The 15,341-nt window shown below is 42.2% G+C and carries 12 protein-coding genes; 10 read left to right on the top strand and 2 right to left on the bottom strand.

Going from position 1 to position 15,341, the window contains the following annotated elements; all coding sequences use genetic code 11:
- The first annotated feature begins 55 nt into the window (after positions 1–55).
- From LG372_RS05245 to LG372_RS05235, 3 genes are all read left to right on the top strand, one after another.
- Positions 56–1,336, top strand: coding sequence for an MATE family efflux transporter (locus LG372_RS05245; RefSeq protein WP_033688021.1), 1,281 nt, complete (start codon positions 56–58; stop codon positions 1,334–1,336).
- A 3-nt stretch (positions 1,337–1,339) separates the two neighbouring features.
- Positions 1,340–1,966, top strand: a complete 627-nt coding sequence (locus LG372_RS05240) for an HAD family hydrolase (RefSeq protein ID WP_225742290.1) — start codon at positions 1,340–1,342, stop codon at positions 1,964–1,966.
- A gap of 159 nt (positions 1,967–2,125) precedes the next feature.
- Complete coding sequence (locus tag LG372_RS05235) at positions 2,126–3,328, top strand: LysM peptidoglycan-binding domain-containing protein (protein WP_225742289.1); 1,203 nt, start codon at positions 2,126–2,128, stop codon at positions 3,326–3,328.
- On the opposite strand, the gene LG372_RS05230 is transcribed toward LG372_RS05235, so the two are convergent.
- Complete coding sequence (locus tag LG372_RS05230) at positions 3,314–3,553, bottom strand: hypothetical protein (protein ID WP_225742288.1); 240 nt, start codon at positions 3,551–3,553, stop codon at positions 3,314–3,316. The two genes, LG372_RS05235 and LG372_RS05230, sit on opposite strands and share 15 nt — an antisense overlap.
- A gap of 133 nt (positions 3,554–3,686) precedes the next feature.
- Here LG372_RS05230 and LG372_RS05225 point away from each other — a divergent pair, with 133 nt between their 5' ends.
- The 3 genes from LG372_RS05225 to pcp all read left to right on the top strand — a co-directional run bounded on the left by LG372_RS05225 (position 3,687) and on the right by pcp (position 5,250).
- On the top strand, positions 3,687–4,112 hold the full coding sequence (locus LG372_RS05225) for a MarR family winged helix-turn-helix transcriptional regulator (protein WP_225742287.1): 426 nt from the start codon (positions 3,687–3,689) through the stop codon (positions 4,110–4,112).
- 18 nt (positions 4,113–4,130) lie between these two features.
- A complete protein-coding gene (locus tag LG372_RS05220) occupies positions 4,131–4,493 on the top strand; it encodes a DUF1304 domain-containing protein (protein ID WP_225742286.1) in 363 nt (120 codons plus the stop codon).
- Between the two features lie 112 nt (positions 4,494–4,605).
- Positions 4,606–5,250: a pyroglutamyl-peptidase I gene (gene pcp, locus LG372_RS05215; RefSeq protein ID WP_061590013.1), complete on the top strand. Its 645-nt coding sequence runs from the start codon at positions 4,606–4,608 to the stop codon at positions 5,248–5,250.
- Positions 5,251–5,276: 26 nt separating this feature from the next.
- Here pcp and LG372_RS05210 read toward each other — a convergent pair whose 3' ends face one another.
- On the bottom strand, positions 5,277–6,134 hold the full coding sequence (locus LG372_RS05210) for a DUF975 family protein (RefSeq protein WP_061590014.1): 858 nt from the start codon (positions 6,132–6,134) through the stop codon (positions 5,277–5,279).
- Positions 6,135–6,250: 116 nt separating this feature from the next.
- Here LG372_RS05210 and tgt point away from each other — a divergent pair, with 116 nt between their 5' ends.
- The 4 genes from tgt to LG372_RS05190 all read left to right on the top strand — a co-directional run bounded on the left by tgt (position 6,251) and on the right by LG372_RS05190 (position 15,336).
- Positions 6,251–7,393: a tRNA guanosine(34) transglycosylase Tgt gene (tgt, locus tag LG372_RS05205; protein WP_001285237.1), complete on the top strand. Its 1,143-nt coding sequence runs from the start codon at positions 6,251–6,253 to the stop codon at positions 7,391–7,393.
- Positions 7,394–7,493: 100 nt separating this feature from the next.
- Positions 7,494–9,311 (top strand): acyltransferase family protein, encoded by a 1,818-nt coding sequence (locus LG372_RS05200; RefSeq protein ID WP_225742285.1) that lies wholly within the window; start codon positions 7,494–7,496, stop codon positions 9,309–9,311.
- A 151-nt stretch (positions 9,312–9,462) separates the two neighbouring features.
- A complete protein-coding gene (gene nagA, locus LG372_RS05195; protein WP_225742284.1) occupies positions 9,463–10,614 on the top strand; it encodes an N-acetylglucosamine-6-phosphate deacetylase in 1,152 nt (383 codons plus the stop codon).
- A gap of 330 nt (positions 10,615–10,944) precedes the next feature.
- Entirely contained in the window at positions 10,945–15,336 is a 4,392-nt protein-coding gene (locus tag LG372_RS05190; RefSeq protein WP_225742283.1) for a PolC-type DNA polymerase III, read from the top strand.
- Positions 15,337–15,341 lie beyond the last annotated feature (5 nt).

Raw genomic sequence — 15,341 nt, 5'->3', positions numbered from 1 at the left:
AGGGAGTAAACTCGGTTGGGAAACCAACTGAGTTTCTTTTCATCAGGAGGAAGGATTGTTTAAGAAAAATAAAGACATTCTTAATATTGCCTTGCCAGCTATGGGCGAAAACTTTTTGCAGATGCTCATGGGGATGGTGGATAGTTACTTGGTAGCCCACTTGGGCTTGATAGCTATTTCAGGTGTATCAGTAGCTGGCAATATTATCACGATTTACCAGGCGATTTTCATCGCTCTGGGAGCTGCTATTTCCAGTGTTATTTCAAAAAGTTTGGGGCAGAAAGACCAGTCGAAGTTAGCCTATCATGTGACTGAAGCCTTGAAGATTACTTTACTATTAAGTTTCCTTTTAGGAGCTTTGTCCATCTTCGCTGGGCAAGAGATAATAGGACTTTTGGGGACGGAGAGAGATGTAGCTGAGAGTGGAGGACTCTACCTATCCTTGGTGGGCGGATCGATTGTTCTCTTAGGTTTAATGACTAGTCTGGGAGCTTTGATTCGTGCAACGCATAATCCACGTTTGCCCCTCTATGTGAGTCTTTTATCCAATGCCTTGAATATTCTTTTTTCAAGTCTAGCTATTTTTGTTCTGGATATGGGGATAGCTGGTGTTGCTTGGGGGACAATTCTGTCTCGCTTGGTAGGTCTTGTGATTTTATGGTCGCAATTAAAGTTGCCTTTTGAGAAACCGACTTTTGGTTTAGATAAGGAACTATTGACCTTAGCTTTGCCAGCAGCTGGAGAGCGGCTTATGATGCGGGCTGGTGATGTCGTGATCATTGCCTTGGTCGTTTCTTTTGGAACGGAGGCAGTTGCTGGGAATGCAGTTGGAGAAGTCTTGACCCAGTTTAACTACATGCCTGCCTTTGGCGTAGCTACGGCAACGGTCATGCTGGTGGCCCGAGCAGTTGGAGAGGATAATTGGGAAAGAGTAGCTAGTTTGAGCAAGCAAACCTTTTGGCTTTCTCTGCTTCTCATGTTGCCCTTGACGCTTAGTGTCTATGCCTTGGGCATACCACTGACTCATCTCTATACGAATGATTCTCTAGCGGTGGAGGCTAGTGTGCTAGTGACACTGTTTTCACTACTTGGTACTCCTATGACGATAGGAACAGTCATCTATACAGCAGTCTGGCAGGGTTTGGGCAATGCTCGGCTTCCCTTTTATGCGACAAGTATAGGAATGTGGTGTATCCGCATTGGAACAGGATATCTGATGGGGATTGTGCTTGGTTGGGGCTTGCCTGGTATTTGGGCCGGAACCCTTTTGGATAATGGTTTTCGTTGGTTATTTCTACGTTACCGTTACCAGCGTTATATGAGCTTGAAAGGATAGGAAATGCAAAAAACAGCTTTTATTTGGGATTTAGATGGGACTTTATTGGACTCTTATGAAGCGATTTTGTCAGGGATTGAGGAAACTTTTGGTCAGTTTTCTATTCCTTATGATAAGGAGCAGGTGAGAGAGTTTATCCTCAAGTTTTCTGTGCAGGATTTACTTATGCAGGTGGCAGAAGAGCGAAAGATAGATGTGGAAGTGCTAAATCAGGTGCGTGCCCAGAGTCTGGCTGAGAAGAATGCTCAGGTAGTTTTGATGCCAGGTGCGCGTGATGTGCTAGCTTGGGCAGACCAAGCAGGAATTCAGCAGTTTGTTTACACTCATAAGGGAGACAATGCTCTTACCATTCTCAGAGACTTGGGTTTGGAATCCTATTTCACGGAGATTTTAACCAGTCAGAGTGGCTTTGCGCGCAAGCCTAGTTCAGAAGCGGCTACCTATCTGTTAGACAAGTATCAGTTGAATCATGATAATACTTATTATATAGGGGATCGGACTCTGGATGTGGAATTTGCTCAGAATAGTGGGATTCAAAGTATCAACTTTTTAGAGTCGACTTATGAAGGAAATCACAGAATTCAAGGGTTAGCAGATATTCCTTACATTTTTGGGGATTGGGAACGATAAGATTGTGTCAGTTTTGTAACAGAGACCTAACAAACTGTTTCAAGTAACAGAGTTTGTTACAAGGAATAGACAGTTCTGTTAAATAGGCCCAAGAGGGCTTTTTTTCTGCATTTTTTGTGTTATGATAGATAGGTACTCATTTGAAAGGAATTTGAAAGAATGAAGAAAAGAATATTATTAGCCTCAACAGTAGCCTTGTCATTTGCCCAAGTATTGGCAACTCAAGCAGAAGAAGTTCTTTGGACTGCACGTAGTGTTGAGCAAATCCAAAACGATTTGACTAAAACGGATAACAAAACAAGTTATACCGTTCAGTATGGTGATACCTTGAGCACCATTGCAGAAGCCTTGGGTGTAGATGTCACAGTTCTTGCGAATTTGAATAAAATCACGAATATGGACTTGATTTTCCCAGAAACTGTTTTGACAACGACTGTCAATGAAGCAGAAGAAATAACGGAAGTTGAAATCCAAACACCTCAAGCGGCTTCTAGTGAAGAAGTGACAACTGCGACAGCAGATTTGACAACCAATCAAGTGACGATTGATGATCAAACTGTTCAGGTTGCAGACCTTTCTCAACCGATTGCAGAAGCGCCAAAAGAGGTAGAAAATACAAGTACAAAAGAAGTAGCAACAAATTCAGAAGTTGCAGAGACAGTTGCTACTGCAGAAGAAGTGGCACCATCTACAGAGACTTCTGTCTCAGAGGAGCAAACAGCCGAAACAAGTAGTGCAGTTGCAGAGGCAGCTCCTCAGGCAACGACTCCAGCTGATAAGCATGAAACACAAGCAAGCCCTCAAGCTGAACCAGTAGTGGAAGCAACTACAACGCCAGTAGAAGAAAAAGCAACCGAAACAACTGCAACAAGTTCAGAAGAAGCAAAAGAAGCATCATCAAATGAAGCTACAACAGCAGTTTCTACTTATCAACCAGAAGAGACGAAAACAACTTCAGCAACTTACGCAGCTCCAGCAGCTCCAGATTATGCTGGACTTGCGGTAGCGAAATCTGAAAATGCAGGTCTTCAACCACAAACAGCTGCCTTTAAAGAAGAGATTGCCGACTTGTTTGGCATCACATCCTTTAGTGGTTACCGTCCAGGAGATAGTGGAGATCACGGAAAAGGTTTGGCTATCGATTTTATGGTGCCAGAAAGCTCAGAACTAGGGGATAAGATTGCGGAATACGCTATTCAAAACATGGCCAGCCGTGGAATTAGTTACATTATTTGGAAACAACGTTTCTATGCTCCATTCGATAGCAAATATGGGCCAGCTAATACTTGGAACCCAATGCCAGACCGTGGTAGCGTGACAGAAAACCACTATGATCACGTTCATGTTTCAATGAATGGATAAACCAGACTTGGTAATATCATTTTGACGAATGAGATGAAGCTTTCGTGATAGGAAGCGAGCCTCGTTCGTTTTTTCTTTGTCATACTCTTCGAAAATCTCTTCAAACCACGTCAGTTTCGCCTTGCCGTAGGTGTGGTTACTGACTTCGTCAGTTTTATCTGCAACCTCAAAGCTGTGCTTTGAGCAACCTACGGCTAGCTTCCTAGTTTGCTCTTTGATTTTCATTGAGTATCAATATGAATGGAAAATGGAAAGTTAGCATCTTGTAATAATTCAAGCAACATTCTTGCAATCTATTTTAATTTATATTATATTTGATTAGTCAATTATTGATGAATCAATCGAAAAGAGAAAAGAAATGATAGAGATTCAAGATCTGCTTTATCAACTCCGCTTGTCTGAGCAAGCGAGTACGCAATTGTTTGAAAAAAGACTTGGGATTAGTTTGACACGGTATCAGATTTTACTGTTTTTATTGGAGAATTCTCCCTGTAATCAAATGGCGGTTCAGGAGCGTTTGAAGATTGATCAGGCCGCCTTGACACGACATTTCAAGATTCTGGAAAAGGAAGGTTTAGTGGAGCGTCATCGCAATCCTGAAAATCAGCGAGAAGTGTTGGTGGAGGCTACGAAGTATGCCAAGGAGCAGTTAGTGGTGAATCCTCCTATGAGTCATGTCAAGGTTAAGGAAGCGATGGAAAGTATCTTAACAGAGTCTGAGAGAACAGAACTCAGCCGTTTAGTAAATAAATTGGTTTTGGGTATTGAGAATATAGAAATTTAAGGAGAAAAGGAGAAATAGATGTCAATTATTACAATCATTTTAGCAACAATCGTTGCTTTGGAGCATTTTTACATTTTTTATTTGGAAAGTATTGCAACGCAATCAGATGCGACTAGTCGTGTTTTTAAGATGGATAAGGAAGAACTGGCTCGTCCGTCAGTAAGTTCATTGTTTAAAAATCAAGGAATCTATAATGCTCTGCTAGGAGTCTTTCTCTTGTATGGCATTTATTTCTCACAGAATTTAGAAATTGTGACTATTTTTGTTTTATTTGTGATTGGTGCTGTGGCTTATGGCTCTCTCACAGCAGATAAGAAAATTATTTTGAAGCAAGGTGGACCAGCTATTTTGGCCTTGATTAGTATTTTACTCTTTAAATAAACTTTAATGCCGGTCTAATCCCCTCTAGTCCTTTTCACTCCAGAATAAGGGAAATATGTTATACTTGTTTTTAAGAAAAAAGTCTCATTGAATTTGTTTTGAGGAGTTAGAAATGAAAGTATTAGTGACAGGTTTTGAGCCCTTTGGAGGGGAAAAGGTTAATCCAGCTTTAGAGGCCATTAAAGGTTTACCAGCTGAAATCCATGGTGCTGAGGTCCGTTGGTTAGAAGTGCCAACAGTCTTTCACAAATCGGCTCAAGTATTGGAAGAAGAGATGAGTTGTTATCAACCTGACTTTGTCCTTTGTATCGGCCAAGCAGGTGGAAGAACTAGCTTGACACCTGAGCGAGTAGCCATTAATCAAGACGATGCACGCATTACTGATAATGAGGGTAATCAACCGATTGACCTTCCCATTCGCCCAGACGGTGCTCCGGCCTACTTTAGTAGTCTGCCGATTAAAGCGATGGTTCAAGCTATAAAAAAAGAGGGCTTGCCGGCCTCTGTTTCCAATACGGCAGGGACTTTTGTCTGCAATCATTTGATGTATCAGGCCCTCTATTTGGTAGAGAAGAAATTTCCACATGTTAAGGCAGGTTTTATGCACATTCCTTATATGATGGAACAGGTGGTGAATAGGCCGACTACTCCAGCTATGAGTTTAGTGGATATTAGGCGAGGGATAGAAGCGGCAATCGACGCCATGATAGAATATGGAGATCAGGATCTCAAGTTGGTAGGCGGAGAAATTCATTGATAGAAAAAAGCTTGAGGGAAAAACCTTCAAGCTTTTGGACGTTTTCGAGCCAGTACTGCTCGGTAAAAAATTATTTTATTGATTTGAATGTAGGGTAGGAGTGAGAAACTAGCAATCCCAAAGGTAATCCAATTGAGGAAATACCAAGGAAGGAGTTGTAAGTCTAGGACAAAGCGCTGAAATTTGTAACCTTTCATTAAGAAACGGCTGGTTTTAAGTATTTGCCCTGGTTTGGCTTGTCCTAAATCTAGAGTATCACAGAGGAGAAATTCTACCTGTGAATAGGCATAGTATTGTGGAATATAGAGACTATTTCCGACAATCATCAAGAGGATACTTGCTAGAAAGTAGAGACCAAATGTCATGAGGAAACGCTCGGTTTCAATTGACGTAAGATCCAGATTGGGAAACTCAGGATGAAGGGCAACGAATTTCTTGGCTAAAAAGCTACTGTAAAAGAGGAAGTAAATCCCGAGCAAACTAGGAATGCTCCATAAAAAGAGATAGAAGCGTTTGAGAAGGAGAGTTAAAAAGGTTTGTGAAAAGTGCTCTTCATTAAAGAGAGTCAGACTATTTTTGACGGATAGTTCTGTATCAGGATTCTTGATGAGTTTAAGTGTTGTGTAGACTGAACTGGTTAGAAGAATAGTCCCGATAAAGGAGACTAATAGTGGAAAAAGGTAAGCTTGGAATACATGACCAAGCACGCTTAAAAAGGGTTGCTCTAAAATAGACTCGTTGATACGCTCTAAGGGATTGAGGAAGCCAGACAAGATGACTAGCATGCTAGGTAAGAGATAGACGAGAAAGAGGCGGGGATTTTCAGATTGAAATTGTCTGGCCTGCAGACGAATGGTTTTTAAATCAATTTTTGGGTATTTCATTCTCTCATTATACCATAGTTCGTGACAGTTCCAGCTTTTTTTGATAAAATCATACAGTATGCCCTTGGGCACAAAGTATGAACTGGGACTGTCTTTCCCAGCTTCGGAGGTAAAAAATGTCAGATTCACCAATCAAATATCGTTTGATTAAGAAAGAAAAACACACAGGAGCTCGCCTGGGGGAAATCATCACTCCCCATGGTACCTTCCCAACACCTATGTTTATGCCAGTTGGGACACAAGCCACTGTCAAAACTCAGTCGCCTGAAGAATTGAAGGAGATGGGTTCGGGAATTATCCTGTCAAACACCTATCATCTCTGGCTTCGTCCTGGAGATGAACTCATCGCTCGCGCAGGTGGTCTCCACAAGTTCATGAATTGGGACCAGCCTATCTTGACAGATAGTGGTGGTTTCCAGGTTTATTCTCTAGCAGATAGCCGAAATATCACAGAAGAAGGAGTAACCTTTAAAAACCATCTCAATGGTTCTAAGATGTTCCTATCGCCAGAAAAAGCTATCTCTATTCAGAATAATCTAGGCTCAGACATCATGATGTCTTTTGACGAATGTCCCCAGTTTTATCAGCCTTATGACTACGTGAAGAAATCAATCGAGCGTACCAGTCGTTGGGCTGAGCGTGGTTTGAAGGCTCATCGTCGTCCGCATGACCAAGGATTATTTGGAATTGTGCAAGGGGCAGGATTTGAAGACCTGCGTCGCCAATCAGCTCATGACCTTGTCAGCATGGATTTCCCAGGTTATTCTATAGGTGGTTTGGCAGTGGGAGAAACCCACGAAGAGATGAATGCGGTTTTGGACTTTACAACCCAATTGTTGCCTGAAAACAAACCTCGCTATTTGATGGGTGTGGGAGCGCCAGATAGCTTGATTGATGGGGTGATTCGTGGAGTGGATATGTTTGACTGTGTCTTGCCGACTCGTATCGCTCGTAATGGGACTTGTATGACCAGTCAAGGTCGTTTGGTTGTCAAAAATGCCCAGTTTGCTGAGGACTTTACGCCACTGGATCCTGAGTGTGATTGCTACACATGTAAGAACTATACACGCGCTTATCTTCGTCACCTGCTCAAGGCTGATGAAACCTTTGGTATCCGCTTGACTAGCTACCACAATCTTTACTTCTTGCTTAACCTGATGAAGCAAGTGCGACAAGCCATCATGGATGACAATCTTTTGGAATTTCGTGAGTATTTTGTTGAAAAATATGGCTATAATAAATCAGGCCGTAATTTCTAAAATGGAATTGATATAAGCTAAAAATCCTAAGTTTTCTCTTGGGATTTTTCTTCTTTTTTTGATAGAATAAAGTGTATAATGAAAGGGAGAATAAACTCGTATGCGCATTAAATGGTTTTCCTTGATTAGGATTACAGGTTTACTACTGGTACTCTTGTATCATTTCTTTCAGACTATCTTTCCTGGAGGATTTTTCGGGGTGGATGTCTTTTTCACATTTTCAGGTTTCCTGATTACAGCTCTACTTATCGAAGAATTTTCTAAAAATCATGAGATTGATTTGGTTGGATTTTTTAGGAGACGCTTTTATCGGATTGTGCCACCTGTGGTTTTGATGGTCTTGGTAACCATGCCCTTTACTTTTCTAGTTCGGCAAGATTATGTGGCTGGAATTGGGGGTCAGATTGCGGGTGTCTTAGGCTTCATGACCAACTTCTATGAGCTCCTAACAGGTGGGAGTTATGAATCTCAGTTCATTCCACATTTGTTTGTTCATAATTGGAGCTTGGCTGTTGAGGTTCACTACTATATCCTCTGGGGATTGGCAGTTTGGTTCTTATCTAAACAGGCTAAATCAAATGGTCAGTTGAAGGGGATGGTCTTTCTCTTATCTGCTGCTGCCTTCTTGATCAGCTTCTTCTCCATGTTTATTGGTAGTTTTCTAGTAACCTCTTATTCTTCTGTTTACTTCTCTAGTTTAACTCATGTCTATCCATTCTTTTTGGGAAGTATCTTAGCAACGATTGTAGGTGTTCGTCAGACAACTTCTTTAGTTAAGCAGTTGAATAAAATCTGGGATTTACGAAAGACTCTTTTAGTTTTTGGAGGAGGTTTTGGCTTCTTACTCATTTTGACCTTCTTTGTCAAATTTACCTATCTCTTTGCCTATCTTATGGGCTTCTTGCTTGCCAGCCTTGCAGCCCTTGCTATGATTCTGGCGGCGCGTGTCTTACATGAAAAGACTCCTAACGTGCAGGAGCCAAAGATGATCAGCTTTTTAGCGGATACTAGCTATGCGGTTTATCTTTTCCATTGGCCTTTCTACATTATTTTCTCACAGTTGACATCAAATCTTTTTGCTGTGTTACTGACTTTGATTTTTTCTTATGGATTCGCCAGTCTTTCATTTTATGTGTTGGAACCTTGGATTGCAGGAAAGGACATACCTATTATACAAACCCTCCGTCCCCTACCTCATATTCATATAATCCTTGCAGCAAGTACTGGAATTTTGGCCTTCATTGTCTTCTTAGTAACTCTGTTGGCACCACAAGTAGGAGCTTTTGAGACAGACTTAACTGTCAATGGCTTGAAGCAAGCTGCAACAAATATTAGCCAGACAAAGGTGATGACAGAACGAGCAGAAGCTGATAGTTTAGGAATTGCTGATGGCACTATGTTAATTGGTGATTCGGTAGCATTAAGAGCTAATACAGCCTTGCAGACAGCCCTTCCAGGGGCACAGATTAATGCACAAGTCAGCAGAACAACCAAGACCGCCAACGAAATCATGCTAAATAATAGCCAGAATAAATTTCTACCAAAGATGGTGGTTATTGCAACTGGGGTAAATAATCCTGAAAATTACAAGGAAGACTGGGATAGTATCGTGAAAAATCTTCCTAAGGGCCACCATATGGTTTTGGTGACTCCTTATGAGGGGGATAAGACAAAAGAGACTTACGCGATCGTTGAGAAGGCTGCTGCCTATATGAGAGAATTGGCAGAGAAGACACCTTATATCACAGTTGCTGATTGGAATCAAGTTGCTAAGGAACACCCAGAGATCTGGACAGGAACAGACCAAGTCCATTTCGGAAGTGACACTAGCAAAATTGAAGCCGGAGCTAAATTGTATGCAGATACCATTGTTACAGCCTTGCAAACAGCTCAAGACAAGCCAGTCAAATCAAAATAACGTGTATTTAAAAGAGAAGAGTTGGAGACATCCAGCTCTTTTAAAATATCTCTAGAAAATAGGTCTATACCATTTACAAATGAATCAGAAAAGTTTATAATGTAATTGACATAATAAATATCAAAAGTAATCTTTTAAGGAGGTCATTATTATGCTTAATTACGTTAAAGCGGATCAGTTTTTCTATCCATTTGGCATTCGTCGCGGTGGGTACTTAGAACTTGTTGATGGCAAATTTGGGAAACATGTGGATCAAATTCCTGAAGGAGCAGAGGTTCTTGACTATACTGGTTATAGCATTGCACCAGGTCTTGTGGATACTCATATTCATGGATATGCAGGTGTAGATGTGATGGACAACAACATTGAAGGTACATTGCATACTATGAGTGAAGGACTTCTTAGTACCGGTGTTACCAGTTTCTTGCCCACAACTTTAACAGCCACTTATGAGCAATTGCTTGCAGTCACTGAAAATCTTGGAAACCATTATAAAGAAGCAACAGGTGCTAAGATTCGTGGGATTTATTATGAAGGTCCATATTTCACAGAAACTTTTAAGGGGGCACAAAATCCAACTTATATGAGAGACCCGGGTGTTGAGGAGTTTCATTCTTGGCAGGATGCTGCAAAAGGGATGCTAAATAAAATCGCTATTGCACCAGAACGTGATGGGGTAGAAGATTTTGTACGTACTATTACAGGTGAAGGTGTGACAGTTGCACTTGGACACTCAGATGCGACATTTGAACAAGCTAAGAAGGCAGTTGATGCTGGAGCTAGTGTATGGGTACATGCCTATAATGGGATGCGTGGTTTAACACACCGCGAACTAGGTATGGTAGGAGCTATGTATGAGCTCCCACATACTTACGCAGAATTGATTTGTGATGGTTATCACGTAGATCCAAAAGCTTGTGAGATTTTACTTAAGCAAAAGGGAACTGAAAATATTGCTCTCATCACAGACTGTATGACAGCTGGTGGGCTTGAAGACGGTGACTATATGTTGGGAGAATTCCCTGTTGTAGTAGCAAATGGAACTGCACGTCTCAAATCTACTGGTAATTTGGCAGGTTCTATCCTCAAACTTAAAGATGGTATGAGAAATGTAGTCGAGTGGGGTATTGCAAATCCACACGAAGCGGTCATGATGGCCAGCCTCAACCCAGCTAAGTCTGTTCACATAGATGATGTTTGTGGACAAATCCGTGAAGGCTATGACGCGGACTTTATCGTACTAGATAAAGATTTGGAATTGGTAGCAACCTATCTAGACGGTGTGAAACGTTATCAAGCATAAGAGGGAAAGCAGAAGTTAGAGACTGATTTCTTTTCAGGTTTTATAAAGAATAAATTGCACCCCAAAAGTTAGATTTTTTCCGCCTAACTTTCGGGGTGTTTTCGTTATGTGTAAAACAGAGCTACATTCTCTAGATAAATGATTCATCTAACTTTTTTGGGAGGGAGTACTGTTTGGAAGATTTTTTAATTTCCCTAGGTAAATATCCTTAAATGAGGAGTAAGGATATACATAAGAAAATTCTTTGTTGTCTTGAAGTGGCTTCCTTTTGTCTTTAGAAAACACCTCTAAGTATGGTAAAATAGTAGGAGAATAATGTGAGGAAAGTGAATGTCAAATAGTTTTGAAATTTTGATGAATCAATTGGGGATACCTACTGAAATGAGACAGGCTCCTGCTTTAGCACAGGCCGATATTGAGCGAGTTGTGGTTCATAAAATTAGTAAGGTATGGGAGTTTCATTTCGTATTTTCTAATATTTTACCGATTGAAATCTTTTTAGAATTAAAGAAAGGTTTGAGGGAAGAATTTTCTAAGACAGGTAATAAAGCTGTTTTCGAAATCAAGGCTCTGTCTCAAGAATTTTCAAATCAACTCTTGCAGTCCTACTATAGAGAGGCTTTTTCTGAAGGGCCATGTGCTAGTCAAGGTTTTAAGTCCCTTTATCAAAATCTGCAAGTTCGTGCGGAGGGGAACCAACTCTTTATTGAGGGCTCTGAGGCGATTGATAAAGAACACTTTAAGAAGAATCATCTTCCTAATTTAGCGAAACAACTTGAAAAGTTTGGCTTTCCAACTTTTAATTGTCAAGTCGAGAAAAATGATGTGCTGACACAAGAGCAGGAAGAGGCCTTTCATGCTGAAAATGAGCAGATTGTTCAAGCTGCCAATGAGGAAGCGCTCCGTGCTATGGAACAACTAGAACAGATGGCACCTCCTCCAGCAGAAGAGAAACCAGCCTTTGATTTTCAAACGAAAAAAGCTGCAGCTAAACCCAAGCTAGATAAGGCAGAGATTACTCCTATGATCGAAGTGACGACGGAGGAAAATCGTCTGGTCTTTGAAGGGGTTGTATTTGATGTGGAGCAAAAAGTGACTAGAACAGGGCGTGTTTTGATCAACTTTAAAATGACGGACTACACTTCAAGTTTTTCGATGCAAAAGTGGGTTAAGAACGAGGAAGAGGCTCAGAAATTTGATCTAATTAAGAAAAATTCTTGGCTCCGAGTCCGTGGGAATGTAGAGATGAATAATTTCACACGCGATTTGACTATGAACGTACAGGATGTGCAGGAAGTTGTTCACTATGAGCGGAAGGATTTAATGCCAGAAGGAGAACGGCGGGTTGAGTTTCATGCTCATACTAACATGTCGACCATGGATGCTCTACCAGAGGTTGAAGAAATCGTTGCGACAGCTGCTAAGTGGGGACACAAGGCAGTTGCTATCACCGACCACGGGAATGTCCAGTCCTTCCCACACGGCTATAAGGCGGCTAAGAAAGCGGGAATCCAGCTGATCTATGGTATGGAAGCCAATATCGTGGAGGACCGTGTCCCTATCGTCTACAACGAAGTGGAGATGGACTTGTCGGAAGCGACCTACGTGGTCTTTGACGTGGAAACGACGGGGCTTTCAGCTATCTATAATGATTTGATTCAGGTTGCGGCCTCTAAGATGTACAAGGGGAATGTTATTGCTGAATTTGATGAATTTATCAATCCTGGACATCCCTTGTCAGCTTTTACTACTGAGTTGACTGGAATTACAGATGACCATGTCAAAAATGCCAAACCACTGGAACAAGTTTTGCAAGAATTCCAAGAATTCTGCAAGGATACGGTCTTAGTTGCCCACAATGCGACCTTTGACGTTGGATTTATGAATGCCAACTATGAGCGTCATGGTCTGCCAAAGATTAGTCAGCCAGTTATTGATACGCTGGAGTTTGCTAGAAATCTCTATCCTGAGTATAAACGTCATGGTTTGGGGCCTTTGACCAAGCGTTTTGGTGTGGCCTTAGAACATCACCACATGGCCAATTACGATGCGGAAGCTACTGGTCGTCTGCTCTTTATTTTTATCAAAGAGGTAGCAGAAAAACATGGTGTGACCGATCTAGCTAGACTTAATATTGATTTGATTAGTCCAGATTCTTATAAAAAAGCTCGGATCAAGCATGCGACCATTTATGTCAAGAATCAAGTAGGGCTAAAAAATATCTTTAAGCTGGTTTCCTTGTCTAATACCAAGTACTTTGAAGGAGTGCCGCGGATTCCGAGAACGGTTCTAGATGCCCATAGGGAGGGATTGATTTTAGGATCAGCTTGCTCTGAAGGTGAAGTTTTTGACGCGGTTGTTTCCCAAGGTGTAGATGCGGCGGTTGAGGTGGCCAAGTATTATGACTTTATCGAGGTTATGCCACCTGCTATCTATGCGCCATTGATTGCTAAGGAGCAGGTCAAGGATATGGATGAACTCCAGACTATTATCAAGAGTTTAATAGAGGTTGGAGACCGCCTTGGCAAGCCAGTTTTGGCTACGGGAAATGTCCATTATATCGAACCGGAAGAAGAGATTTACCGTGAAATTATCGTCCGTAGTTTGGGTCAGGGAGCGATGATTAACCGTACCATTGGTCACGGCGAACATGCCCAACCAGCTCCTCTGCCAAAAGCTCATTTTAGAACTACCAATGAGATGTTGGATGAATTTGCCTTCTTGGGAGAAGATTTAGCTCGGAAACTGGTTATTGAAAATCCCAATGCTTTGGCAGAAATTTTTGAACCGGTTGAGGTGGTTAAGGGTGACTTGTACACGCCGTTTATCGATAAGGCTGAAGAAACGGTCGCTGAATTAACCTACAAGAAAGCTTTTGAGATTTATGGAAATCCGCTGCCAGATATTGTTGATTTGCGGATTGAAAAAGAATTGACTTCTATTCTGGGGAATGGATTTGCTGTGATTTATCTGGCCTCGCAGATGCTGGTGCAACGCTCTAATGAACGGGGCTACTTGGTTGGTTCTCGTGGATCTGTTGGTTCTAGTTTCGTTGCGACTATGATTGGGATTACGGAGGTTAATCCTCTCTCTCCTCACTATGTCTGTGGTCAGTGTCAGTACAGCGAGTTTATCACCGATGGTTCTTATGGTTCCGGTTTTGATATGCCCAATAAGGACTGTCCAAAATGTGGTCACAAACTCAGTAAAAATGGCCAGGATATTCCGTTCGAGACCTTCCTTGGTTTTGATGGAGACAAGGTTCCTGATATTGACTTGAACTTCTCGGGAGAAGACCAGCCTAGCGCCCACTTGGATGTGCGTGATATCTTTGGTGAAGAATATGCCTTCCGTGCAGGAACGGTTGGTACGGTGGCTGCTAAGACTGCCTATGGATTTGTAAAGGGCTATGAGAGAGATTACGGGAAGTTTTATCGTGATGCAGAGGTGGAGCGCCTCGCCCAAGGTGCGGCTGGTGTCAAGCGAACTACGGGACAACACCCGGGGGGAATCGTTGTTATTCCTAACTACATGGATGTTTACGATTTTACGCCTGTCCAGTATCCAGCGGATGATGTGACGGCTGAATGGCAAACGACTCACTTTAACTTCCACGATATCGATGAGAACGTCCTCAAACTTGATGTACTGGGACATGATGATCCGACCATGATTCGGAAATTGCAGGATTTGTCTGGGATTGATCCTAATGAAATCCCTATGGATGACGAAGGCGTGATGGCCCTCTTCTCTGGGACTGATGTGCTAGGGGTGACTCCTGAACAAATCGGAACACCGACGGGCATGCTGGGGATTCCAGAATTTGGAACCAACTTTGTACGTGGGATGGTAGATGAGACGCATCCGACGACTTTTGCGGAGTTGCTTCAGCTCTCAGGTCTGTCCCACGGTACCGATGTGTGGTTGGGAAATGCCCAAGATTTGATTAAGCAAGGGATTGCTGACCTATCAACCGTTATTGGTTGTCGGGACGATATCATGGTTTACCTCATGCATGCTGGTCTCGAACCTAAGATGGCCTTTACCATCATGGAACGGGTACGTAAGGGCTTATGGTTGAAGATTTCCGAAGAGGAGCGAAATGGCTATATCGAAGCCATGAAGGCCAACAAGGTGCCAGAGTGGTATATCGAGTCTTGTGGGAAAATCAAGTATATGTTCCCTAAAGCCCATGCGGCAGCCTACGTTATGATGGCCTTGCGTGTGGCCTACTTCAAGGTTCACCATCCCATTTATTATTACTGTGCTTACTTCTCCATCCGTGCTAAGGCTTTTGATATCAAGACCATGGGTGCGGGCTTAGATGCTATCAAGCGTAGAATGGAAGAAATTGCTGAAAAACGGAAGAACAATGAAGCATCTAATGTGGAAATTGACCTCTATACAACTCTTGAGATTGTCAATGAAATGTGGGAACGTGGTTTCAAGTTTGGGAAGTTAGACCTCTATCGTAGTGATGCGACCGAATTCCTCATCGATGGGGACACTCTCATCCCACCGTTTGTGGCTATGGATGGTCTGGGAGAGAACGTTGCCAAGCAACTGGTACGTGCGCGCCAAGAGGGTGAGTTCCTCTCTAAGACAGAACTGCGCAAGCGTGGTGGACTTTCATCAACCTTGGTTGAAAAGATGGATGAAATGGGGATTCTCGGCAGTATGCCAGAGGATAACCAGTTGAGCTTGTTTGATGAGTTGTTTTAAGAAGG

Origin of the sequence: Streptococcus sp. Marseille-Q5112 (genome assembly GCF_916700555.1) — a bacterium.
Taxonomy (GTDB): Bacteria; Bacillota; Bacilli; order Lactobacillales; family Streptococcaceae; genus Streptococcus; species Streptococcus symci.
Note: the sequence above shows the minus strand (reverse complement) of the source record. Positions and strands in the feature narration are given on the sequence as shown.